At 31.8% G+C, this 20,735-nt stretch carries 34 protein-coding genes; 33 read left to right on the top strand and 1 reads right to left on the bottom strand.

Going from position 1 to position 20,735, the window contains the following annotated elements; translation table 11 throughout:
- Positions 1-119 precede the first annotated feature (119 nt).
- A complete protein-coding gene (locus EGM88_RS02370; RefSeq protein WP_123896364.1) occupies positions 120-1,778 on the bottom strand; it encodes a ShlB/FhaC/HecB family hemolysin secretion/activation protein in 1,659 nt (552 codons plus the stop codon).
- A 169-nt stretch (positions 1,779-1,947) separates the two neighbouring features.
- On the opposite strand from EGM88_RS02370, the gene rpsL reads away from it, so the two are divergent.
- From rpsL to carA, 33 genes are all read left to right on the top strand, one after another.
- Positions 1,948-2,322 carry a 30S ribosomal protein S12 gene (gene rpsL, locus EGM88_RS02365; protein ID WP_117879401.1) on the top strand — a complete coding sequence of 125 codons (375 nt, stop codon included), beginning with the start codon at positions 1,948-1,950 and terminating at the stop codon, positions 2,320-2,322.
- A gap of 64 nt (positions 2,323-2,386) precedes the next feature.
- Positions 2,387-2,863 carry a 30S ribosomal protein S7 gene (gene rpsG / locus EGM88_RS02360; RefSeq protein WP_123896363.1) on the top strand — a complete coding sequence of 159 codons (477 nt, stop codon included), beginning with the start codon at positions 2,387-2,389 and terminating at the stop codon, positions 2,861-2,863.
- 3 nt (positions 2,864-2,866) lie between these two features.
- Positions 2,867-4,984 (top strand): elongation factor G, encoded by a 2,118-nt coding sequence (fusA, locus tag EGM88_RS02355; RefSeq protein WP_123896362.1) that lies wholly within the window; start codon positions 2,867-2,869, stop codon positions 4,982-4,984.
- Between the two features lie 20 nt (positions 4,985-5,004).
- Positions 5,005-5,310 (top strand): 30S ribosomal protein S10, encoded by a 306-nt coding sequence (gene rpsJ / locus EGM88_RS02350; protein WP_123896361.1) that lies wholly within the window; start codon positions 5,005-5,007, stop codon positions 5,308-5,310.
- A gap of 218 nt (positions 5,311-5,528) precedes the next feature.
- A complete protein-coding gene (rplC, locus tag EGM88_RS02345; RefSeq protein WP_123896360.1) occupies positions 5,529-6,146 on the top strand; it encodes a 50S ribosomal protein L3 in 618 nt (205 codons plus the stop codon).
- On the top strand, positions 6,146-6,775 hold the full coding sequence (gene rplD / locus EGM88_RS02340) for a 50S ribosomal protein L4 (protein WP_123896359.1): 630 nt from the start codon (positions 6,146-6,148) through the stop codon (positions 6,773-6,775). The genes rplC and rplD overlap by 1 nt, the downstream gene beginning before the upstream one ends.
- A gap of 4 nt (positions 6,776-6,779) precedes the next feature.
- Positions 6,780-7,070, top strand: coding sequence for a 50S ribosomal protein L23 (gene rplW, locus EGM88_RS02335; protein WP_123896358.1), 291 nt, complete (start codon positions 6,780-6,782; stop codon positions 7,068-7,070).
- An 11-nt stretch (positions 7,071-7,081) separates the two neighbouring features.
- The gene (gene rplB / locus EGM88_RS02330; protein ID WP_123896357.1) at positions 7,082-7,906 is read left to right on the top strand and encodes a 50S ribosomal protein L2; all 825 of its coding nucleotides are present in this window, start codon (positions 7,082-7,084) and stop codon (positions 7,904-7,906) included.
- 9 nt (positions 7,907-7,915) lie between these two features.
- Positions 7,916-8,194, top strand: coding sequence for a 30S ribosomal protein S19 (rpsS, locus tag EGM88_RS02325; protein WP_123896356.1), 279 nt, complete (start codon positions 7,916-7,918; stop codon positions 8,192-8,194).
- Between the two features lie 3 nt (positions 8,195-8,197).
- The gene (rplV, locus tag EGM88_RS02320; RefSeq protein ID WP_123896355.1) at positions 8,198-8,608 is read left to right on the top strand and encodes a 50S ribosomal protein L22; all 411 of its coding nucleotides are present in this window, start codon (positions 8,198-8,200) and stop codon (positions 8,606-8,608) included.
- Between the two features lie 5 nt (positions 8,609-8,613).
- A complete protein-coding gene (rpsC, locus tag EGM88_RS02315; protein ID WP_123896354.1) occupies positions 8,614-9,327 on the top strand; it encodes a 30S ribosomal protein S3 in 714 nt (237 codons plus the stop codon).
- A gap of 18 nt (positions 9,328-9,345) precedes the next feature.
- A complete protein-coding gene (gene rplP, locus EGM88_RS02310) occupies positions 9,346-9,780 on the top strand; it encodes a 50S ribosomal protein L16 (protein ID WP_123896353.1) in 435 nt (144 codons plus the stop codon).
- A gap of 12 nt (positions 9,781-9,792) precedes the next feature.
- A complete protein-coding gene (gene rpmC / locus EGM88_RS02305; protein ID WP_123896352.1) occupies positions 9,793-9,984 on the top strand; it encodes a 50S ribosomal protein L29 in 192 nt (63 codons plus the stop codon).
- Positions 9,985-10,003: 19 nt separating this feature from the next.
- Positions 10,004-10,261: a 30S ribosomal protein S17 gene (gene rpsQ / locus EGM88_RS02300; RefSeq protein WP_123896351.1), complete on the top strand. Its 258-nt coding sequence runs from the start codon at positions 10,004-10,006 to the stop codon at positions 10,259-10,261.
- A gap of 2 nt (positions 10,262-10,263) precedes the next feature.
- A complete protein-coding gene (gene rplN / locus EGM88_RS02295) occupies positions 10,264-10,632 on the top strand; it encodes a 50S ribosomal protein L14 (protein ID WP_123896350.1) in 369 nt (122 codons plus the stop codon).
- A gap of 11 nt (positions 10,633-10,643) precedes the next feature.
- Positions 10,644-10,952, top strand: a complete 309-nt coding sequence (gene rplX / locus EGM88_RS02290) for a 50S ribosomal protein L24 (protein WP_123896349.1) — start codon at positions 10,644-10,646, stop codon at positions 10,950-10,952.
- Positions 10,953-10,954: 2 nt separating this feature from the next.
- Positions 10,955-11,506, top strand: coding sequence for a 50S ribosomal protein L5 (gene rplE / locus EGM88_RS02285; RefSeq protein WP_123896348.1), 552 nt, complete (start codon positions 10,955-10,957; stop codon positions 11,504-11,506).
- Between the two features lie 3 nt (positions 11,507-11,509).
- Positions 11,510-11,779: a 30S ribosomal protein S14 gene (rpsN, locus tag EGM88_RS02280; RefSeq protein WP_123896347.1), complete on the top strand. Its 270-nt coding sequence runs from the start codon at positions 11,510-11,512 to the stop codon at positions 11,777-11,779.
- Between the two features lie 62 nt (positions 11,780-11,841).
- Positions 11,842-12,240: a 30S ribosomal protein S8 gene (rpsH, locus tag EGM88_RS02275; RefSeq protein WP_123896346.1), complete on the top strand. Its 399-nt coding sequence runs from the start codon at positions 11,842-11,844 to the stop codon at positions 12,238-12,240.
- A 13-nt stretch (positions 12,241-12,253) separates the two neighbouring features.
- Positions 12,254-12,796, top strand: a complete 543-nt coding sequence (gene rplF, locus EGM88_RS02270; RefSeq protein WP_123896345.1) for a 50S ribosomal protein L6 — start codon at positions 12,254-12,256, stop codon at positions 12,794-12,796.
- 12 nt (positions 12,797-12,808) lie between these two features.
- Positions 12,809-13,162: a 50S ribosomal protein L18 gene (gene rplR, locus EGM88_RS02265; protein ID WP_123896344.1), complete on the top strand. Its 354-nt coding sequence runs from the start codon at positions 12,809-12,811 to the stop codon at positions 13,160-13,162.
- Positions 13,163-13,171: 9 nt separating this feature from the next.
- Positions 13,172-13,696 (top strand): 30S ribosomal protein S5, encoded by a 525-nt coding sequence (rpsE, locus tag EGM88_RS02260; protein ID WP_123896343.1) that lies wholly within the window; start codon positions 13,172-13,174, stop codon positions 13,694-13,696.
- Between the two features lie 11 nt (positions 13,697-13,707).
- Complete coding sequence (gene rpmD, locus EGM88_RS02255; RefSeq protein WP_123896342.1) at positions 13,708-13,890, top strand: 50S ribosomal protein L30; 183 nt, start codon at positions 13,708-13,710, stop codon at positions 13,888-13,890.
- Positions 13,891-13,899: 9 nt separating this feature from the next.
- The gene (gene rplO, locus EGM88_RS02250) at positions 13,900-14,352 is read left to right on the top strand and encodes a 50S ribosomal protein L15 (RefSeq protein WP_123896341.1); all 453 of its coding nucleotides are present in this window, start codon (positions 13,900-13,902) and stop codon (positions 14,350-14,352) included.
- A 7-nt stretch (positions 14,353-14,359) separates the two neighbouring features.
- Positions 14,360-15,697 carry a preprotein translocase subunit SecY gene (secY, locus tag EGM88_RS02245; RefSeq protein ID WP_123896340.1) on the top strand — a complete coding sequence of 446 codons (1,338 nt, stop codon included), beginning with the start codon at positions 14,360-14,362 and terminating at the stop codon, positions 15,695-15,697.
- Between the two features lie 6 nt (positions 15,698-15,703).
- Entirely contained in the window at positions 15,704-15,919 is a 216-nt protein-coding gene (gene infA, locus EGM88_RS02240) for a translation initiation factor IF-1 (RefSeq protein ID WP_117879376.1), read from the top strand.
- Positions 15,920-15,929: 10 nt separating this feature from the next.
- On the top strand, positions 15,930-16,046 hold the full coding sequence (gene ykgO, locus EGM88_RS02235) for a type B 50S ribosomal protein L36 (protein WP_013305171.1): 117 nt from the start codon (positions 15,930-15,932) through the stop codon (positions 16,044-16,046).
- 2 nt (positions 16,047-16,048) lie between these two features.
- On the top strand, positions 16,049-16,423 hold the full coding sequence (gene rpsM / locus EGM88_RS02230) for a 30S ribosomal protein S13 (protein WP_123896339.1): 375 nt from the start codon (positions 16,049-16,051) through the stop codon (positions 16,421-16,423).
- 74 nt (positions 16,424-16,497) lie between these two features.
- A complete protein-coding gene (gene rpsK, locus EGM88_RS02225; protein ID WP_123896338.1) occupies positions 16,498-16,893 on the top strand; it encodes a 30S ribosomal protein S11 in 396 nt (131 codons plus the stop codon).
- Positions 16,894-17,029: 136 nt separating this feature from the next.
- A complete protein-coding gene (gene rpsD, locus EGM88_RS02220) occupies positions 17,030-17,635 on the top strand; it encodes a 30S ribosomal protein S4 (protein ID WP_123896337.1) in 606 nt (201 codons plus the stop codon).
- A 21-nt stretch (positions 17,636-17,656) separates the two neighbouring features.
- Positions 17,657-18,649 carry a DNA-directed RNA polymerase subunit alpha gene (locus tag EGM88_RS02215; protein ID WP_123896336.1) on the top strand — a complete coding sequence of 331 codons (993 nt, stop codon included), beginning with the start codon at positions 17,657-17,659 and terminating at the stop codon, positions 18,647-18,649.
- Between the two features lie 150 nt (positions 18,650-18,799).
- Positions 18,800-19,291, top strand: a complete 492-nt coding sequence (rplQ, locus tag EGM88_RS02210; RefSeq protein ID WP_123896335.1) for a 50S ribosomal protein L17 — start codon at positions 18,800-18,802, stop codon at positions 19,289-19,291.
- An 85-nt stretch (positions 19,292-19,376) separates the two neighbouring features.
- Positions 19,377-20,477 (top strand): glutamine-hydrolyzing carbamoyl-phosphate synthase small subunit, encoded by a 1,101-nt coding sequence (carA, locus tag EGM88_RS02205; RefSeq protein ID WP_123896334.1) that lies wholly within the window; start codon positions 19,377-19,379, stop codon positions 20,475-20,477.
- Positions 20,478-20,735: the final 258 nt, after the last annotated feature.

Below are 20,735 nucleotides of genomic sequence, written 5' to 3'. Positions count from 1 at the left end.
AAAGTCTTAATAATAAGTTAATAAAACAAATTTTTTTTCTTAAAATCATAATATTATGTTAAAGAAAAGTTAATACAAGGGTGTTTTTTTAGGGGTAGTGGTTAAAAAAAGTTTGTTTTTTAGAAAAGATTAACAATTTTTAGATGGATACGAGAATTGTTGATGTTAAAAGAGTTGTTTGGGTATTTTCCTATTGCGTATCCTAAGTTTATATATCCAAGTTTTGATAAGAATGCGTAGCCTAGGCCTAAGGAGTATAGTTGAGAAGATTCATTTTGGTTTTTTATTGAGCCAAAATCTGTGATTGAATAGAGGTATGAGCTATTGTTTGTTGCGTATCTATATTCAATGTTAAAGGTGGTATATGTTGATGCTGGGATGCTTTCTTCGTCAAATCCACGAATTGAATTGTTACCACCTACACGAAACAATTCGTTGGTTAGTAGGTTTTTAGAATTTATAATTCCACTTCTGTTTTGTAAAAAAATATGATTTTTATGATTTAAGCTCCATAAAAAATTAGTTTGTAAATTAAATTTCGATTGGTTATTTGAGTTGGTGTTCGTTCTTTTTCCTTTTAAACCTTCAATATAAAAATTGAATTTCGTTTTGAATAAAGGGTGGTTGTTTGCTATAGTGTAGTTGTAGTTAATTCCGAAGAAGGTGCTTTTATAATCTTCAATTGTGGTAATTGTATTAGTTAATAAGTTTGATGAGTTTTCTGAATGCATGGTTAGTCCAATTGCATTGCGGTTGTTAATGTGATAGGGAAGAGTTAGTTTAAACGAGGTATTTACAAAGGTAGAATCTTGTTTGTAAATTGATAATGCTACATTAGGTGATATCCTTGTGTTGAAAATGAATGGTAAAGAAACGTCTAAATTAAAACTATGTTGGTTGTTGCCATTGTTTTTCCATGAAAGATCGATGTTTTCACCTGAATCAAATATGTTGTTAAGTAATAGGTCTAGATAGCCATTGAAAGAAAGTCCCTTTCCCGTTTTGTTAGTAGTGAATCCTATTAATCCGTCAAATCTGTTAGCTTTTTCTTTTTTAATAAATAGATAAACAATAGTAGAGTCTTTTGTGAATAGAACTTCAGGGGCTTTTATTTCTGAACTGAAAGATAGGTTGTTGGTGGCCATTGAAGCTTTGTTTAATTTGTTTTTGTTAAACAGCGTATGTTCTTTGAGTTGTAAATGGTGTTTAAGAAATGCCTTAGGGAAATTAGAATAACCAGTTATAATTATTTTATCTATCTTTCGTTTAGAAGATTTTTTTAATGCTAATTGAGCTTCTATTATTGTGTCATTTATCACAGTAATGTTTTGTAGCGAAGCTTCTGAAAATGAATTCCCTTTCTCTTCTTGAGTTGTTACTATTTGTTGTAATTTTTTTGTTAAATTTTTTGGAGCTACTTCAAAATAATTTGGATTAATAGGTTCAAATGAAATTTGGTTAATGTTATAATGTATTCTGATTATTTTTATTTTATTGTTTAATTTAAAATGGGCAGTGTAAATGCTGTCTTTTTTTATTAAGGTGTCTAGCTGATGATTAAAAAAGCCAATTTTCTCAATTTGGAGAGTTACTGAATCTAACGTATTGAGGATAGATTTTTCTGATAAATGATACTTTTGATAGCTAATATTCTGTAAAAATGAATTTGAAGTGCTATCATTAGAAGAAATTTTTAATTCTAATTTTTGACCAAAAGAATGGTTAAAAAATAGTATTGAAAGTAGTATATATATATATGATGTAAAATGTGATTTCAAAACGATTCAAAATTAGTTTAAAACTTATAAAAATAGATATAATTAAAAATGTTTTTAAAATGATGATAAATTTTAGCTAAGACCTGTTTGTAGAAACAGATTTTATTTATACATTTGCACACTCTTAAAAAAGAGGAGTATTTTAAATAAGAAATAATAATTAATTTATATGCCAACTATACAGCAATTAGTACGCAAGGGAAGAACCCAAATAACTAAGAAGAATAAATCGGCTGCATTAAATTCTTGTCCGCAAAGAAGAGGCGTATGTACACGTGTTTATACTACAACACCAAAGAAACCAAATTCAGCTATGCGTAAAGTAGCAAGGGTAAGGTTAACTAATGGTAATGAGGTGAATGCTTACATACCTGGAGAAGGACATAATTTACAAGAGCACTCGATAGTATTAGTTAGAGGTGGAAGAGTAAAAGATTTACCTGGAGTTAAATATCACGTTGTTCGTGGTGCTTTGGATACTGCAGGTGTTGAGGGACGAACACAAAGACGTTCTAAATACGGAACTAAACGTCCTAAAAAATAACATATTCTGAACTATTCTTGAATAAAGTCAAGGTTTCGGAATTTAAATCAAAAACTAAGAAGTAATGAGAAAAAAGAGTGCAAAGAAAAGACATTTGTTGCCAGATCCAAGGTTTCAGGATCAATTGGTAACACGTTTTGTTAATAATTTAATGAAGGATGGTAAAAAATCTGTAGCATTTAAAGTGTTTTATGATGCGATGGATATTGTAGAGGAGAAAAAACAAGATGAAGAAAAAACAGCTTTAGAGGTGTGGAAAGATGCGTTGTCTAACGTTATGCCACATGTAGAAGTTAGAAGTAGAAGAGTGGGTGGAGCTACATTTCAAATACCTATGCAAATTAGACCAGATAGAAAGGTTTCTATGGCGATGAAATGGATGATTTTGTATGCAAGAAAGCGTAATGAGAAGTCTATGGCTCAGCGTTTAGCAAATGAAGTTTTGGCAGCTTACAAAGAAGAAGGTGCAGCTGTTAAGAAAAGAACAGATGTACATAAAATGGCTGAAGCGAATAAAGCATTTTCACACTTTAGATTTTAGTAAATGGCAAGAGATTTAAAATATACAAGAAATATAGGAATTGCAGCTCATATTGATGCTGGTAAAACAACAACAACAGAGCGTATTTTATTTTATACAGGTGTTAATCATAAAATTGGTGAAACACATGAGGGGTCTTCTACAATGGATTGGATGGAGCAAGAGGCAGAAAGAGGTATTACTATTACTTCGGCGGCTACTACTTGTGAGTGGAAATTTCCAATGGAGAATGCAAAAGCGTTAGAAAATACAAAGGATTATCATTTTAATATAATTGATACTCCGGGTCACGTGGATTTTACAGTGGAGGTAAACCGTTCTTTAAGAGTTCTTGATGGTTTAGTCTTTTTGTTTTCTGCAGTTGATGGTGTAGAACCACAATCTGAAACAAACTGGAGGCTTGCTGACAATTATAAAGTGCCAAGAATTGGATTTGTTAATAAGATGGATCGTCAAGGTGCTAACTTTTTAATGGTGAACAATCAGGTAAAAGAAATGTTAGGTTCTAATGCAGTTCCTATTGTTTTGCCTGTTGGTGATGAAGCTGACTTTAAAGGTATTGTTGACTTAGTAAAAAATAGAGCAATTATATGGCATGAAGAAACTTTAGGTGCTACTTTTGATGAAGTTGAAATTCCTGAAGATCTTAAAGAAGAAGCGGCTAAATATAGAGCTCAATTGATAGAGGCTGTAGCTGAGTATGATGAAGAATTACTAGAAAAATTCTTTGAGGATGAAAATTCTATTACTGAAGATGAAGTGCATGCTGCATTAAGAGCTGCTGTTATGGATATGTCAATCATTCCTATGATTTGTGGTTCTTCATTTAAAAATAAAGGTGTGCAGTTTTTATTAGATGCTGTATGTCGTTATTTACCTTCTCCTTTAGATAAAGAGGCTATTATAGGTACAGATCCTAATACAGGTGATGAAATTTCTAGAAAACCTAGTGTAAAAGAACCGTTTTCGGCTTTAGCTTTTAAAATTGCAACAGATCCTTTTGTTGGACGTTTGGCTTTTTTTAGAGCTTATTCTGGTCATTTAGATGCAGGTTCTTACATTTTAAATAATCGTTCTGGTAAAAAAGAACGTATATCACGTATCTATCAAATGCATGCCAATAAACAAAAAGCTTTAGATTATATTGAAGCTGGTGATATTGGTGCAGCTGTTGGGTTTAAAGATATTAAAACAGGAGATACCTTAACTGACGAAAAACATCCGATTGTTTTAGAAAGTATGGATTTTCCAGATCCAGTAATTGGTATTGCTGTTGAGCCTAAAACTAAAGCTGATGTTGATAAGTTAGGTATGGCGTTAGGTAAATTGGCAGAGGAAGATCCAACATTTACCGTAAAAACTGATGAAGCTTCTGGTCAAACTATTATTTCTGGTATGGGTGAGTTGCACTTAGATATTATTGTAGATAGATTACGTCGTGAATTTAAAGTTGAAGTTAATCAAGGTCAACCACAAGTAGAATATAAAGAAGCTTTAACTAGATCAGCTGATCATAGAGAGGTATATAAAAAGCAATCTGGTGGACGTGGTAAATTTGCTGATATTGTATTTACTATGGAGCCAGCTGATGAAGATAAAACTGGTTTAGAATTTGTAAACCTTATTAAAGGTGGTAATATTCCAAAAGAATTTATTCCATCTGTTGAGAAAGGATTTAAAGAAGCTATGAAAAATGGTCCTCTAGCTGGTTTTGAAATGGATGCAATGAAAGTTACGTTAAAAGATGGTTCTTTCCATCCTGTAGATTCTGATGCATTATCTTTTGAATTAGCTGCAAAAATAGGATTTAAAGAAGCTGCCAAAGCTGCTAAAGCAGTGTTAATGGAACCTATTATGAAACTTGAGGTGTTAACACCTGAAGAAAATATGGGTGATATTGTTGGAGATTTGAATAGAAGAAGAGGTCAAGTTGGTAGTATGTCTGATAGAGCAGGTGCTAAAGTTATTAAAGGAGAGGTGCCATTATCTGAAATGTTTGGTTATGTAACTTCATTAAGAACATTATCATCAGGTAGAGCAACATCTACAATGGAATTTTCTCATTATGCAGAAACACCTTCAAATATAGCTGAAGAAGTAATTAAAAAAGTAAAGGGTTAATTTACTAAATAGATATAGAGATGAGTCAAAAAATTAGAATAAAGTTAAAATCTTACGATCATAATTTAGTAGATAAATCTGCTGAGAAAATCGTGAAAACAGTAAAAAATACTGGTGCTGTTATAAATGGTCCAATACCATTACCAACGCATAAAAAAATATTTACAGTGTTGCGTTCGCCTCACGTAAATAAAAAAGCTAGAGAACAATTTCAATTGAGTTCGTATAAAAGATTATTAGATATTTATAGTTCTTCATCGAAAACAATTGATGCCTTAATGAAGTTAGAATTACCTAGTGGTGTTGAGGTTGAAATTAAAGTGTGATATACTTTAGTTTTAATTCTAATGAAGATTAGTTTTAGTAATTTCTAACTGTTTAATAGAAATTAGTAAAGCTGAAAACAAACCTCGAAAATAATTTGAGGTAAAATGTCCCGAGCGGTTGACAAGGGAAAAACGGAAAAAAAATATATTCAGGGTTGAAGTATTTTTTGACCCTATTTTTTTGAAAAATAATAAATAATAATTAATAAATATATAAAATGTCTGGGTTAATAGGAAGAAAAATTGGAATGACCAGTATTTTTGATGACAACGGGAAAAATATTCCTTGTACAGTTATTGAAGCTGGTCCTTGTGTAGTTACCCAAGTCAGAACCAAAGAAGTTGATGGCTATGAAGCCATTCAATTAGGTTTCGATGACAAAGCAGAAAAGCAGACAAATAAAGCGTTGAAAGGACACTTTAAGAAAGCTGGCACTACTGCTAAAAATCGAGTTGCTGAGTTTAAAGGTTTTGATGAGGAGTACAAATTAGGTGACACAATAACAGTAGAGCACTTTGTTGAAGGTGAATTTGTTGATGTATCTGGTACGTCAAAAGGTAAAGGTTTTCAAGGTGTTGTAAAACGTCACGGTTTTGGTGGTGTTGGTCAAGCAACTCACGGTCAACATAATAGATTAAGGGCTCCTGGTTCTATAGGAGCTGCATCATATCCTGCAAGAGTTTTTAAAGGAATGAAAATGGCAGGAAGAATGGGAGGCGAAAAGGTGAAAGTTGAAAACTTAAGAGTTTTAAAAGTTATTCCAGAAAAGAATCTTTTAGTAGTAAAAGGTGCTGTACCTGGGCATAGAAACGCTTACATAACTATTGAGAAATAATGAAAGTAGAGGTAATAGATATCAACGGGAAAAAAACTGGAAGAAAGGTTGAGCTTTCAGATGCTATTTTTGCAATAGAGCCTAATAAACATGCAGTTTATTTAGATGTAAAGCAATTTTTAGCGAATCAAAGACAAGGTACTCACAAAGCTAAAGAAAGAGCTGAAATAAAAGGAAGTACTAGAAAGATTAAAAAACAAAAAGGAACAGGAACTGCACGTGCAGGATCTATTAAATCTCCTGTGTTTAGAGGAGGTGGTAGAATATTTGGCCCAAGACCTAAAAATTATGGGTTTAAATTAAATAAAAACTTGAAGCGTTTAGCTCGTCAATCTGCGTTAGCAATCAAAGCAAAAGATAACAACATTGTTGTGTTGGAAAACTTTGAATTTGATGAGCCTAAAACTAAAAACTTCACAAATGTTTTAAAAGCCTTAGAGCTAGATAATAAAAAATCTTTGTTTGTGTTGGATGCTTCAAATAAAAATGTATATTTGTCCTCTCGCAATTTAAAGAGCACTGACGTTGTAAGTGCTTCAAGACTAAGTACTTATAGTGTTTTGAATGCTAATAAAGTTGTACTTTCAGAAAGTTGTATAGAAGAAATTGAATCAAATCTTAGCAAGTAATAGCATGAGTATTTTAATAAAACCAATTATTACGGAAAAAGCGAACGACTTAACTGAATTGAATAATAAATATACTTTTCAAGTTGATAGTCGTGCAAATAAGATAGAAATTAAGAATGCTATTGAGAGTGCTTATGGCGTTTCTGTTAGTAAAGTAAGAACCATGAACTATCCTGTAAAAAGGAATACTAAGTTTACTAAAAAAGGTGTTGTTACAGGGAAGATAGGAGCTTATAAAAAAGCGATTATTGAATTAGTAGAAGGTGATAACATTGATTTTTATAGCAATATTTAAGACGAAAAAAGATGTCATTAAGAAAATTAAAACCAGTAACACCAGGTCAGCGATTTAAGGTTGTAAATACCTTTGATATGGTAACAACTGATAAACCTGAAAAGAGTTTATTAGCACCACAAAGAAGATCTGGAGGTAGAAATAACCGAGGAAAGATGACCATGCGTTATATGGGTGGGGGTCATAAAAAGAGATATCGTATTATTGATTTTAAAAGAGACAAGGATAACGTTCCTGCTACTGTAAAAACAATTGAATATGATCCTAATCGTACTGCTTTTATCGCATTATTGAATTATGCTGATGGTGATAAAAGATATATAATCGCACTAGCTGGATTGCAAGTTGGACAAACAGTTATCTCTGGAGATAAAGCTACACCTGAGGTTGGTAATACAATGCTTTTAAAAGATATACCTTTAGGTACAGTAATTTCTTGTATTGAATTGCATCCTGGACAAGGGGCTGTAATGGCTAGAAGTGCAGGTTCATTTGGACAATTGGTTGCTAGAGAAGGTAAATATGCAACAGTGAAGTTGCCATCAGGTGAAATTAGATATGTTTTACTTACGTGTAAAGCCACTATTGGATCAGTATCTAACTCTGATCATCAATTGTTGGTGTCTGGTAAGGCTGGTAGAACTAGATGGTTAGGTAGAAGACCAAGAACTAGACCTGTTGTGATGAATCCTGTTGATCATCCAATGGGTGGTGGTGAAGGTAAGTCTGCCGGAGGACATCCTAGATCTAGAAATGGAATTCCAGCTAAAGGATATAAAACACGTTCTAAGACTAAAGCGAGTAATAAGTATATCATAGAACGTAGAAAAAAATAAGAGATAGATATGGCACGTTCATTAAAAAAAGGACCTTATGTTTTCCATAAATTGGAAAAGAAAGTACAAAGTAATATTGAATCTGGAAAAAAATCTGTTATCAAAACATGGTCAAGAGCCTCAATGATAACTCCGGATTTTGTTGGGCAAACCATTGGGGTGCACAACGGTCGTCAGTTTGTTCCAGTATATATTACTGAAAATATGGTAGGTCATAAATTAGGAGAATTTTCACCAACACGTTCATTTAGAGGACATGCAGGTGCAAAAAATAAAGGTAAAAGATAAGCAATGGGAGTTCGAAAAAGATTAAGAGCACAGCAGCTTAAAGAAGATCGTAAAACGAAATTTTTTGCGAAATTAAATGGTTGTCCTACATCGCCAAGAAAAATGCGATTGGTGGCAGATCAAATAAGAGGAGTTGAAGTTGAAAAAGCATTGGCTATTTTAAAATTCAGTCCAAAAGAAGCTGCACGTAATTTAGAAAAATTAACTTTATCTGCAATTGCCAACTGGCAATCAAAGAATGAAGATGCAAACATTGAAGATGCAGGTTTATTTATTAAAGAAATTTATGTAGATAGTGCAGCAATGTTAAAGAGATTAAGACCAGCTCCACAAGGTCGTGCACATAGAATAAGAAAACGTTCTAATCATGTTACTATGATATTAGGAGAAAAAAATAATACAAGCAATTCGTAAATAGTATGGGACAAAAAACTAATCCAATAGGAAATCGTTTAGGAATTATCAGAGGATGGGAATCTAACTGGTATGGTGGAAATGATTATGGCGATAAGCTTGCAGAAGATGATAAAATAAGAAAGTATATTCATACGAGATTATCTAAAGCTAGTGTTTCTAGAGTAATTATAGAACGTACTCTTAAGTTAATCACAGTAACTATTACTACTGCTAGACCTGGAATTATTATAGGAAAAGGTGGTCAGGAAGTTGATAAGCTTAAAGAAGAGCTTAAAAAAATTACTGGTAAGGAAGTACAGATTAATATCTTTGAAATTAAACGTCCAGAATTAGATGCTTTTTTAGTAGCTTCTAGTATTGCTCGTCAAATTGAAAATAGAATTTCTTATAGAAGAGCTATTAAAATGGCAATTGCTGCTACAATGCGTATGAACGCAGAAGGTATAAAAATTCAAATCTCAGGTCGTTTGAATGGAGCTGAAATGGCTCGTTCAGAATCTTATAAAGAGGGTAGAATTCCACTTTCTACTTTTAGAGCAGATATTGACTACGCCTTAGTAGAAGCACACACAACTTATGGTAGATTAGGAGTTAAAGTATGGATTATGAAAGGTGAAGTGTATGGTAAACGTGAATTGTCTCCTTTAGTTGGTTTGTCAAAGAAACAAGGTAAAGGTGGTAAAGGTGGAGGAAGAAAACCTCAAAGAAGAAAATAATTTTTTAAAGTTTAAGAAATGTTACAACCAAAAAGAACGAAATATCGTAAAGTACAGAAAGGGAAAGGGAACATGAAAGGGAATGCTCAGAGAGGGCATAGACTTTCTAACGGTATGTTCGGTATAAAAGCATTAGAGCAAGACTTGCTTACTTCTCGTCAAATTGAAGCTGCTCGTATCGCAGCTACACGTTACATGAAGAGACAAGGTAGTATTTGGATAAAAATATTTCCTGATAAACCAATTACCAAAAAACCTTTGGAAGTACGTATGGGTAAAGGTAAAGGAGCTCCTGAATATTTTGTTGCTGTGGTAAAACCAGGAAGAATATTATTCGAAGTTGGAGGTGTGCCGATTGAAACAGCTAAAGAAGCATTAAGATTAGCAGCACAAAAGTTACCAGTTAAAACAAAGTTTGTTATCGCTAGGGATTACGACGAAAGCGAAGCTTAATAATATTTTAGTATGAAACAATCAGAAATAAAAGAATTATCTGTAGCAGATATACAAGAGAAATTAGTAGACATAAAAAAGAACTATACAGATCTTAAAATGGCACATGCTATATCACCTCTAGAAAATCCAATTCAACTGAGAGATTTAAGAAGGACAGTTGCTAGATTAGCCACAGAATTAACTAAAAGAGAAGTACAATAATTGTATTCGTATTTACAAGATGGAAAAAAGAAATCTTAGAAAAGAAAGAATAGGAGTTGTTTCAAGTAACAAAATGGAGAAATCTATTGTAGTTAGTGAAGTGACAAAAGCAAAACATCCTATGTACGGTAAGTTCGTAATGAAAACAAAGAAATATGTTGCTCATGACGAAAAAAACGACTGCAATGAAGGTGATACTGTAAAGATCATGGAAACTAGACCTTTAAGTAAAACTAAACGTTGGAGATTAGTAGAAATCTTAGAAAGAGCTAAATAATTATGTTACAACAAGAATCAAGATTAAAAGTAGCTGACAACACGGGTGCAAAGGAAGTGCTTGTTATTAGAGTATTAGGTGGAACAAATAGACGTTACGCTTCTGTTGGCGATAAAATTGTAGTATCTGTAAAACATGCTACACCTAATGGTACAGTTAAAAAAGGACAAGTTTCTAGAGCAGTTGTTGTACGTACAAAAAAAGAAGTTCGTCGTAAAGATGGTTCGTATATTCGATTTGATGACAATGCATGTGTGTTGTTAAATCCTACTGAAGAAATGCGTGGAACTCGTGTTTTTGGACCAGTTGCTAGAGAACTTCGAGAAAAACAATTCATGAAAATTGTATCATTAGCACCAGAAGTGCTTTAAAATTATAGATGATGATAAAGATCAAACTTAAAACAGGAGATACAGTTAGAGTTACAACTGGTGAGGATAAAGGTAAAGAAGGAAAAATTGTTAAAATTCTTAAAAACAAGAATAAAGCAATTGTAGAGGGGGTTAATATGGTGTCTAAACACACTAAACCTAGTGCTCAAAATCCACAAGGTGGAATTTCAAAATTTGAAGCTCCAATCCATATATCTAACATTATGTTAGTTGAAAATGGTGAAACAACTAGAGTAGGATATAGAATGGAGGGCGACAAAAAAGTTAGATTCTCTAAAAAATCAAAAGAAATTATTTAGTTATGGCATACGTACCTAGACTTAAAGAAGAATATAACAGCAGAATTAAAGCTGCTTTAACCGAAGAATTCGGCTATAAAAATGTAATGCAAGTTCCTAAATTACAAAAAATTGTAATTAGTAAAGGTGTAGGTGCAGCAGTAGCTGATAAGAAATTAATTGATTATGCTATTGATGAGGTATCAAGAATTTCTGGACAGAAAGCTGTTGCTACAATGTCTAAAAAAGATGTTGCCTCATTTAAATTACGTAAAGGAATGCCAATTGGTGTAAAAGTTACTCTACGTGATCAAAAGATGTACGAATTCTTGGATAGATTAGTTACTGCATCATTACCTCGTGTAAGAGATTTTAGAGGTGTAAAATCTACTGGTTTTGATGGGAGAGGTAATTACAATTTAGGAATTACAGAACAAATTATTTTTCCTGAAATTGATATTGATAAGGTAAATAAAATCAGTGGTATGGATATTACTTTTGTAACATCTTCGAAAACTGATAAAGAGGCAAAATCATTATTAACACAATTAGGATTACCCTTTAAAAAAAATTAAAAGATGGCTAAAGAATCAATGAAAGCCCGTGAGGTTAAAAGAAGAAAAATGGTTGCTAAATATGCTGAAAAACGTAAAGCTTTGAAAGAAGCTGGTGATTATGAAGCATTACAAAAGTTGCCTAAAGATGCTTCGCCTGTACGTTTACACAACCGTTGTAAATTAACTGGTAGACCTAAAGGGTATATGAGAACTTTTGGTATTTCACGTGTTACTTTTCGTGAAATGGCAAATCAAGGTTTAATACCAGGCGTAAAAAAAGCAAGTTGGTAAAATTATAAATTGGTTTCAGGTTTAATTGTAAAATTAAAAACCAAAACCGTAATTAAATATATATGTACACAGATCCTATTGCAGATTATTTAACAAGAATTAGAAATGCAGCCAATGCAGGTCTTAGAGTTGTTGAGATACCAGCTTCTAACTTAAAAAAAGAAATGACTAAGATTTTATTTGATCAAGGTTATATTTTAAGTTATAAGTTTGAAGAAAATAAAGTTCAAGATTCTATTAAGATTGCTTTGAAATATGATAAAATTTCAAAACAGTCGGTAATTAGAAAAATTGAAAGAATTAGTAAACCAGGTTTACGTAAATATGTAAGTGCTTCGGAATTACCAAGAGTTTTAAATGGTCTTGGTATTGCTATAGTTTCTACCTCTAAAGGGGTAATGACTAATAAGAAAGCCCAACAAGAAAATGTTGGTGGAGAAGTTTTATGTTACGTTTACTAATAAAGAATAAGAGATGTCAAGAATAGGAAATAATCCAGTAGCAATTCCAGAAGGAGTTACCGTTGATATTAAAGACAATGTAGTTACAGTAAAGGGAAAATTAGGTGAATTAACACAAGAATTTTCTAATGTAACTATCAAAGTAGAAGAAGGAAACGTAATTGTTGAACGCCCTTCAGATTCTAAAGAGAATAAAGCGAAACATGGTCTTTATAGAATGCTTGTGTTTAACATGATAGAAGGTGTTTCTAAAGGATGGACTAAAGAACTAGAATTAGTAGGTGTTGGATATAGAGCAAGCCATCAAGGTCAAAAATTAGATTTAGCTTTAGGTTTTTCTCACAATATCATTATAGACTTAGCTCCAGAAATTAAAGTTGAAACTGTTTCTGAAAAGGGAAAAAATCCGATTGTTAAGTTAACCTCTTTTGATAAACAATTGGTTGGACAAGTTGCAGCTAAGATTCGTTCTTATCGTAAACCTGAACCATACAAAGGAAAAGGAATTAAATTTGTAGGAGAACAATTAAGAAGAAAAGCAGGTAAATCTGCATAATAAATATATATTATGGCATTATCAAAGCTACAAAGAAGAAATAGAATTAAACAGAGAATTAGAAAAGTTGTTTCAGGTACTGCTGAAAAACCAAGACTTTCTGTTTATAGAAGCAATAAGGAAATCGATGCTCAATTGATTGATGATATTACTGGGAATACATTAGTAGCTGTATCATCAAGAGATAAAAAAATTGAAGCTAAAGGCACAAAAACTGAGGTGGCTTTGGCTGTAGGTAAAGCATTAGCAGAAAAAGCAACCAAATCTGGTATTACAAATGTTTGTTTTGATAGAAACGGATATTTATACCATGGTAGAGTAAAAGCTCTTGCTGATGGAGCAAGAGAAGGAGGATTAAAATTTTAATTAAGATTTATGTATCAAAAATACGGAAACGTTGAACGCGTAAAACCAAGCGGGTTAGATTTAAAAGATCACTTGGTAGGAGTACAAAGGGTTACTAAAGTAACAAAAGGTGGTAGAACATTTGGTTTTTCAGCAATTGTTGTTGTTGGTAACGAAAACGGTGTTGTAGGTCATGGTCTTGGAAAATCTAAAGATGTTGCTTCTGCAATTGCAAAAGCTATTGAAGACGCTAAGAAGAACTTAATAAGAATACCAATTATAAAACATACTATACCTCACGAACAAAAAGGTAAATATGCAGGAGCTAAAGTGTTTTTAAAACCTGCAACTCATGGTACTGGAGTTATTGCTGGTGGTGCTGTACGTATGGTATTAGAATCTGTTGGTGTACATGATGTATTATCTAAATCACAAGGTTCTTCTAATCCTCATAATGTGGTAAAAGCTACATTTGATGCTTTGTTGCAAATGCGTGATGCCAATACTATTGCTAAAGAAAGAGGTATTTCTTTAAATAAAGTTTTTAACGGATAATCGTAGAGGAGATGAAAAAAATTAGAGTAAAACAAGTACGTAGTAAAATTAATCGAGTTAAAGATCAGAAGAGAACTTTAGAAGCGTTAGGGCTACGTAAAGTGGATCAAGTGGTTGAGCATGATGCTTCACCAACTATCCTTGGAATGGTAAATAAAGTTAAACACTTAGTTTCTGTTGAAGAAGTTAAATAAGATAACGATATGGAATTAAACAACTTAAGACCTGCTAAAGGAGCAGTTAAAAGTAAAGGAAAACGAATTGGTAGGGGCCAAGGATCAGGAAAAGGAGGTACTGCTACTAGAGGTCATAAAGGTGCCAAATCACGTTCAGGATATTCTAAAAAGATTGGATTTGAAGGTGGACAAATGCCTATTCAACGTCGTGTACCTAAATTTGGATTTACAAACATAAACCGTAAAGAATATAAAGGTATTAATTTAGATACTTTGCAAAAAATGGTTGATAATGGAAGTATAAAAGATACTGTTACATTTGAAACATTAGTTGATAATGGTTTTGTTGGTAAAAATGACTTGGTAAAAATTTTAGGTAGGGGAGAATTAAAGGCTAAATTAGATATTACTGTCCACAAGTTTACTGCTACAGCTAAAGAAGCAATAGAAAAAGCAGGTGGAAAAGCAGTAACATTATAAGAAATAAATGAAAAAGTTTATAAATACCATACAAGATATTTGGAAAATTGAAGAACTAAGAAATAAAATTATCTTAACTCTTGGTTTAATGGTTGTGTATCGTTTAGCAGCACAAGTAACTTTACCTGGAATAGATGGTGGGCAATTGACTAATCTTGCAAATAAAACTAGTGATAATAATTTATTAGGATTATTAAATGCCTTTACTGGAGGTGCTTTTGCTCAAGCTTCTGTGATGGCATTGGGTATTATGCCTTATATTTCAGCATCTATTGTTGTTCAGTTGATGGGTATAGCTGTTCCTTATTTACAAAAATTACAGAAAGAAGGTGAAAGTGGACGTAAAAAAATTAATCAAATTACTCGTTGGTTAACTATTGGTATATTGTTAATTCAAGCTCCAGCTTATATTGCAAGTTTACCTAGTCTCGGTATACCTGAATCTGCATTCTTGTTGGGGAGAGGACCTTTATTTTGGTTTTCATCTATTTTATTGTTAACTACAGGTACGGTATTTGCAATGTGGTTAGGAGAACGAATTACAGATAAAGGTATTGGTAATGGGATTTCTTTATTGATTATGATAGGTATTATTGCTAGATTACCATCTACATTTATACAAGAATTTGGATCTAGAGTATCTCAGTCTAACGGTGGTATATTGATGATTTTAATAGAGATTATACTGTGGTTAGTTGCAATATTGGCTTGTGTATTTTTAGTTACTGCAGTTCGTAGAATTGCCGTGCAATATGCAAGACGAACAGTTGCAGGTAATGTACAAGATGCTGCAGGAGCTAGACAATATATTCCTTTAAAATTGAATTCATCTGGGGTTATGCCTATTATATTTGCTCAAGCTCTTATGTTTGTACCTCAGTTATTATCTAGTGCTGAAAATAATACGTTAAAATCAATAGGTATTGCTTTTCAAGATATGTTTGGTTTATGGTATAATATTGTTTTTGCTATATTAATAATTGTTTTTAGTTATTTCTATACGGCTATTACAATACCAACCAATAAAATGGCTGATGATTTAAAACGTAGTGGTGGTTTTCTTCCAGGAATTAGACCAGGTAAGGAGACAGCTGATTATTTAGATACAGTTTTATCTAGAATTACATTACCAGGATCTATATTTTTAGCTTTATTAGCTGTGTTGCCAGCATTTATTGTAAAAGCTGGTGTGCAGCCAGGATGGGCTATATTCTATGGAGGAACATCATTGTTAATTATGGTTGGTGTAGCTATAGATACCATTCAACAAATAAATTCACATCTATTAAATCGTCATTATGATGGATTAATGAAAACTGGAACTAATAGAAAATCGGTAGCATAATATAAGATGGCAAAACAACAAGCAATAGAACAAGACGGAACAATTATTGAAGCATTATCTAATGCAATGTTTCGAGTTGAACTCGAAAATGGTCATATTGTGACTGCACATATTTCGGGTAAAATGCGTATGCACTATATTAAATTATTACCTGGAGATAAAGTAAAATTAGAAATGAGTCCTTATGATTTAACTAAGGCTCGTATAACGTATAGATACTAAAATAATAGCGATGAAGGTAAGAGCATCAGTAAAAAAGAGAAGTGCCGACTGCAAAATTGTACGCAGAAAAGGTAGATTATATGTAATCAATAAAAAGAATCCTAGATTTAAACAAAGACAAGGATAATTATGGCAAGAATAGCGGGTATAGATATACCAAAAAACAAGAGAGGAGTTATATCATTAACTTACATTTATGGTGTTGGTAGAAATAGAGCTAAAGAAATTTTAGCAAATGCAGGAGTAGATGAAAACACTAAAGTTCAAGATTGGACTGATGAAGAAATTAGTAAAATTAGAGAACAAGTTGGTACATACACTATAGAAGGTGAATTACGTTCTGAAACTCAAATGAACATTAAGCGATTAATGGACATAGGTTGTTACAGAGGTATCCGTCATAGATCTGGTTTACCATTACGAGGTCAAAGAACTAAGAATAATTCTAGAACTAGAAAGGGTAAAAGAAAAACTGTTGCTAATAAAAAGAAAGCAACTAAATAATTTATAAGGGATTGTTTGTATAGTATTCAATTGTATATGAATATCTTTAAACAATCTGCTAATGACTATTAATTATGGCAAAAACAAGTTCAAAATCAAGTTCAAAAAAACGTAAAGTTATAGTTGATGCTATTGGAGAAGCTCATATTCAAGCTACATTCAATAATATTATAATTTCTTTAACGAATAAAAAAGGAGATGTTATTTCTTGGTCTTCTGCTGGTAAACAAGGATTTAGAGGTTCTAAAAAGAATACTCCTTATGCTGCACAAACAGCAGCTGAAGATTGTGCGAAAGTTGCACATGAGGCAGGATTAAGAAAAGTAAAGGTTTATGTAAAAGGTCCAGGAAATGGTAGAGAATCTGCTATTAGAACCATACATAATGCAGGTATTGAAGTAACTGAAATTATTGATGTTACTCCACTACCACATAACGGATGTCGTCCTCCTAAAAGACGTAGAGTATAAGTTGAATTTATTTCAGCTTTTTTAAAAACTAAATATACTTTAGTAACTGTTAATATAAATTTTAATCACTTAAAAGGAAATGTAGATTATCGAAGGATAAGCCTTAATTCATAATCCCTTTTATAAAAACTTAAAAATGGCAAGATATACAGGACCAAAAACTAAAATCGCTCGTAAATTTGGCGAGGCAATCTTCGGAGATGATAAATCATTCGAAAAAAGAAATTATCCACCAGGACAACATGGTAACAATCGTCGACGTGGTAAAAAATCAGAATATGCTATCCAATTAATGGAAAAGCAAAAAGCAAAATATACTTATGGTATCTTAGAACGTCAGTTCAGAAATTTGTTTGAAAAGGCATCTAGAAGTAGAGGTATTACTGGTGAAATTTTATTACAATTATGTGAATCTCGTTTAGATAATGTAGTTTATAGATTAGGTATTGCTCCTTCTCGTAGAAGTGCACGTCAGTTAGTATCTCATAGACATATTACTGTTAATGGTGAATTGGTTAATATTCCTTCGTATTCGTTAAAAGAAGGTGACGTTGTTGGGGTTAGAGAAAAATCTAAATCTTTATTAGCTATTGAAAGTTCATTGGCAAATAATAGTGCAGTGTATGAATGGCTAAACTGGAATAGTGATACAATGCAAGGTACTTTTGTTACTGTACCAGAAAGAATTCAAATTCCAGAAAATATTAACGAACAATTTATTGTAGAATTATACTCTAAATAATTAAAGAAAATAATTGAACTTATGGCAATTTTAAATTTTCAAAAACCCGATAAAGTAATAATGATCGAATCTACTGATTTTGAAGGTAGATTTGAATTCAGACCTTTAGAGCCAGGTTATGGTTTAACTGTTGGTAATGCATTACGTAGAGTTTTATTATCTTCTTTAGAAGGATATGCTATTACATCTTTAAGAATTGAAGGTGTAGAGCATGAATTTTCTACAGTAAAAGGTGTAGTAGAGGATGTTACAGAGATTGTGTTGAATTTAAAACAAGTACGTTTTAAACAACAAATAGAAGATACTGACAATGAAACAGTTACTGTTACTGTAACAGGTAAAGAACAATTAACTGCAGGAGATTTTCAAAACTTTATTTCAGGCTTTCAAGTATTGAATCCTGATTTAGTTATTTGTAATATGGAAAAATCAGTTAAACTTGATTTAGAATTTACCATAGAAAAGGGTAGAGGGTTTGTATTATCTGAAGAAAATAAAAAACCTAATGCTCCTTTAGGAACTATATTTACTGATGCTATTTTTACTCCAATAAAAAATGTAAAATATGCTGTTGAGAACTTTCGTGTAGAGCAAAAAACAGATTATGAAAAATTAATCTTTGATATTGTTACTGATGGTTCAATTAATCCAAAAGATGCATTGACTGAGGCTGCAAAAATATTAATTCATCACTTTATGTTATTCTCTGATGAGCGTATTACTTTAGAAGCAGATGAAATAGCACAGACTGAAACTTATGATGAAGAATCTCTTCACATGAGACAATTATTAAAAACAAGATTAATTGATATGGATCTTTCAGTAAGAGCATTGAATTGTTTAAAAGCTGCTGAAGTTGATACCTTAGGAGATCTTGTATCATTCAATAAAAATGACTTAATGAAGTTCAGAAACTTTGGTAAAAAATCGTTAACAGAGCTTGATGAGTTGGTGAGTGTAAAAGGGTTAACCTTTGGCATGGATTTGAGTAAATATAAATTGGACAAAGAATAAAAAGAAATATTGTTTTTAAGGATTTTGCATATCATGTAATGTCTTTTGTTTTTCAATATTTTAATTAACAAGTAAATAAGTATAGATTTAGAAATAGAAGTGTGAAGTTATAATTGCAAATCTATTGTCTAGCATCTAACATCGAATAAAATGAGACACGGAAAGAAATTTAACCATTTAAGTAGAAAAACTGCTCATAGAAAAGCTATGTTAGCAAATATGGCTTGTTCATTAATAGAACACAAGCGTATAAATACTACTGTTGCTAAAGCTAAAGCTTTAAGACAATTTGTTGAGCCATTAATTACGAAGTCTAAAACAGATACTACACATAATAGAAGGGTAGTTTTTAGTTACTTAAGACAAAAAGAGGCTGTAAGTGAATTGTTTAGAGAAGTTGCTACTAAAGTAGCTGATAGACCAGGAGGATATGTTAGAATTATAAAATTAGGTAATCGATTAGGTGATAATGCTGATATGGCTATGGTAGAGTTGGTTGATTACAATACTACATACAATCCTAATGGTAGTAAGAAGAAAACAACAAGAAGAAGTAGAAGAGGCGGAAGCAAATCTACAAACGTTGTTCCTCCGGTTCCTGCAGCAGAAAAAAAAGCTTCTAAATCAGAAGAGGAAGAATAGATGTTAATAAACATTAAATATAAAAAGGATAAGCTAATTTAGTTTATCCTTTTTTTTATATTATTTTTGTAAAAATATACATTAAATGAAGTATCAAACTAGAAAAAAAGCAATTGTTTTATTAGCTGACGGAACGATTTTCGAAGGTAAATCTATTGGAATTGAAGGTTCTTCTACTGGAGAAATTTGTTTCAATACAGGAATGACAGGTTATCAAGAAATATTTACAGACCCATCATATTTTGGTCAATTAATGGTAGCCACAAATGCACATATTGGAAATTATGGTGTTAATGATAATGAAATTGAATCTGAAGGAATTAAAATTTCTGGATTAATATGCCGAAATTTTAGTTTTGATTATTCTCGTCCTAATTCAAATGGATCTTTAAAAGATTGGTTTGAAAAACATAATCTAATTGCCATTTCAGATGTTGATACCAGAGCTTTAGTTACGTATATTAGAGAACATGGAGCTATGAATGCCATTATTTCAACTGAGGTTGATGATATGGAAAAATTAAAAAAGCAATTGGCAGATGTACCTAATATGGATGGATTAGAATTGGCATCTAAAGTTTCTACGAAAAAACCATATTATTTTGGTAATGAGAATGCTAAGTATAAAATTTCAGCTTTAGATATTGGTATTAAAAAGAACATTTTAAGAAACTTAGCAAAGCGAGATGCATATGTAAAAGTGTTTCCTTATAATTCAACTTTTGAAGAAATGAATAGCTTTAATCCTGATGGTTTTTTCTTATCCAATGGACCTGGAGATCCTAAACCACTGGTTGAAGCCCAACAAGTAGCTAAAGAAATAATTGATAGAAACTTGCCGTTATTTGGTATTTGTCTTGGTCATCAAGTGATTGCATTAGCAAATGGAATAGGTACTTATAAAATGCATAATGGCCATAGAGGGATAAATCATCCTGTTAAAAATCTAGTTTCTGGAAAAGGAGAAATTACTTCACAAAATCATGGGTTTGCTATAAACAAGGAGCAGACTGAGAAAAATGAAAATGTTGAAATTACCCATGTTCATTTAAATGATTATACGGTTGCAGGTATTCGCATTAAAGATAAAAAATGTTTTTCTGTACAATATCATCCTGAGGCAAGTCCTGGGCCAAATGATTCAGAATATTTATTCGATCAGTTTTTTGAAATGATTCAGAGCTAGAAATTTTTAAGAAATTTAAGAAATAAATCATATTGCTTTGAGTTTTTAAATTCAAAATGCATGGTATGCTCTATGGTAATTTTATTTTTATTATAGAATAATAGACTTGTGTTTGTCTGTTTTTTTTATATTGATTATTTCATAAAAATTTATAAACAAACATATTCATATTTACCATAAATATTTCGCAAACGTTCTCGTATAAATGCCCAAATCTTACTTAAAAAATGCTAGTAATTTCGTATCTTTACACTACAA

Origin of the sequence: Aureibaculum marinum (assembly GCF_003813905.1) — a bacterium.
GTDB classification, from domain to species: Bacteria; Bacteroidota; Bacteroidia; order Flavobacteriales; family Flavobacteriaceae; genus Aureibaculum; species Aureibaculum marinum.
The sequence above is the reverse complement of the archived record's forward strand: the minus strand, read 5'-3'. Positions and strand labels throughout refer to the sequence as shown.

Excerpts from the sequence above, each read along its gene's own strand:
- rpsL (WP_117879401.1), top strand. The coding sequence starts at position 1,948 with ATGCCAACTATACAGCAATTAGTACGCAAGGGAAGAACCCAAATAACT.
- rpsG (WP_123896363.1), top strand. The coding sequence starts at position 2,387 with ATGAGAAAAAAGAGTGCAAAGAAAAGACATTTGTTGCCAGATCCAAGG.
- fusA (WP_123896362.1), top strand. The coding sequence starts at position 2,867 with ATGGCAAGAGATTTAAAATATACAAGAAATATAGGAATTGCAGCTCAT.
- rpsJ (WP_123896361.1), top strand. The coding sequence starts at position 5,005 with ATGAGTCAAAAAATTAGAATAAAGTTAAAATCTTACGATCATAATTTA.
- rplC (WP_123896360.1), top strand. The coding sequence starts at position 5,529 with ATGTCTGGGTTAATAGGAAGAAAAATTGGAATGACCAGTATTTTTGAT.
- rplD (WP_123896359.1), top strand. The coding sequence starts at position 6,146 with ATGAAAGTAGAGGTAATAGATATCAACGGGAAAAAAACTGGAAGAAAG.
- rplW (WP_123896358.1), top strand. The coding sequence starts at position 6,780 with ATGAGTATTTTAATAAAACCAATTATTACGGAAAAAGCGAACGACTTA.
- rplB (WP_123896357.1), top strand. The coding sequence starts at position 7,082 with ATGTCATTAAGAAAATTAAAACCAGTAACACCAGGTCAGCGATTTAAG.
- rpsS (WP_123896356.1), top strand. The coding sequence starts at position 7,916 with ATGGCACGTTCATTAAAAAAAGGACCTTATGTTTTCCATAAATTGGAA.
- rplV (WP_123896355.1), top strand. The coding sequence starts at position 8,198 with ATGGGAGTTCGAAAAAGATTAAGAGCACAGCAGCTTAAAGAAGATCGT.
- rpsC (WP_123896354.1), top strand. The coding sequence starts at position 8,614 with ATGGGACAAAAAACTAATCCAATAGGAAATCGTTTAGGAATTATCAGA.
- rplP (WP_123896353.1), top strand. The coding sequence starts at position 9,346 with ATGTTACAACCAAAAAGAACGAAATATCGTAAAGTACAGAAAGGGAAA.
- rpmC (WP_123896352.1), top strand. The coding sequence starts at position 9,793 with ATGAAACAATCAGAAATAAAAGAATTATCTGTAGCAGATATACAAGAG.
- rpsQ (WP_123896351.1), top strand. The coding sequence starts at position 10,004 with ATGGAAAAAAGAAATCTTAGAAAAGAAAGAATAGGAGTTGTTTCAAGT.
- rplN (WP_123896350.1), top strand. The coding sequence starts at position 10,264 with ATGTTACAACAAGAATCAAGATTAAAAGTAGCTGACAACACGGGTGCA.
- rplX (WP_123896349.1), top strand. The coding sequence starts at position 10,644 with ATGATAAAGATCAAACTTAAAACAGGAGATACAGTTAGAGTTACAACT.
- rplE (WP_123896348.1), top strand. The coding sequence starts at position 10,955 with ATGGCATACGTACCTAGACTTAAAGAAGAATATAACAGCAGAATTAAA.
- rpsN (WP_123896347.1), top strand. The coding sequence starts at position 11,510 with ATGGCTAAAGAATCAATGAAAGCCCGTGAGGTTAAAAGAAGAAAAATG.
- rpsH (WP_123896346.1), top strand. The coding sequence starts at position 11,842 with ATGTACACAGATCCTATTGCAGATTATTTAACAAGAATTAGAAATGCA.
- rplF (WP_123896345.1), top strand. The coding sequence starts at position 12,254 with ATGTCAAGAATAGGAAATAATCCAGTAGCAATTCCAGAAGGAGTTACC.
- rplR (WP_123896344.1), top strand. The coding sequence starts at position 12,809 with ATGGCATTATCAAAGCTACAAAGAAGAAATAGAATTAAACAGAGAATT.
- rpsE (WP_123896343.1), top strand. The coding sequence starts at position 13,172 with ATGTATCAAAAATACGGAAACGTTGAACGCGTAAAACCAAGCGGGTTA.
- rpmD (WP_123896342.1), top strand. The coding sequence starts at position 13,708 with ATGAAAAAAATTAGAGTAAAACAAGTACGTAGTAAAATTAATCGAGTT.
- rplO (WP_123896341.1), top strand. The coding sequence starts at position 13,900 with ATGGAATTAAACAACTTAAGACCTGCTAAAGGAGCAGTTAAAAGTAAA.
- secY (WP_123896340.1), top strand. The coding sequence starts at position 14,360 with ATGAAAAAGTTTATAAATACCATACAAGATATTTGGAAAATTGAAGAA.
- infA (WP_117879376.1), top strand. The coding sequence starts at position 15,704 with ATGGCAAAACAACAAGCAATAGAACAAGACGGAACAATTATTGAAGCA.
- ykgO (WP_013305171.1), top strand. The coding sequence starts at position 15,930 with ATGAAGGTAAGAGCATCAGTAAAAAAGAGAAGTGCCGACTGCAAAATT.
- rpsM (WP_123896339.1), top strand. The coding sequence starts at position 16,049 with ATGGCAAGAATAGCGGGTATAGATATACCAAAAAACAAGAGAGGAGTT.
- rpsK (WP_123896338.1), top strand. The coding sequence starts at position 16,498 with ATGGCAAAAACAAGTTCAAAATCAAGTTCAAAAAAACGTAAAGTTATA.
- rpsD (WP_123896337.1), top strand. The coding sequence starts at position 17,030 with ATGGCAAGATATACAGGACCAAAAACTAAAATCGCTCGTAAATTTGGC.
- EGM88_RS02215 (WP_123896336.1), top strand. The coding sequence starts at position 17,657 with ATGGCAATTTTAAATTTTCAAAAACCCGATAAAGTAATAATGATCGAA.
- rplQ (WP_123896335.1), top strand. The coding sequence starts at position 18,800 with ATGAGACACGGAAAGAAATTTAACCATTTAAGTAGAAAAACTGCTCAT.
- carA (WP_123896334.1), top strand. The coding sequence starts at position 19,377 with ATGAAGTATCAAACTAGAAAAAAAGCAATTGTTTTATTAGCTGACGGA.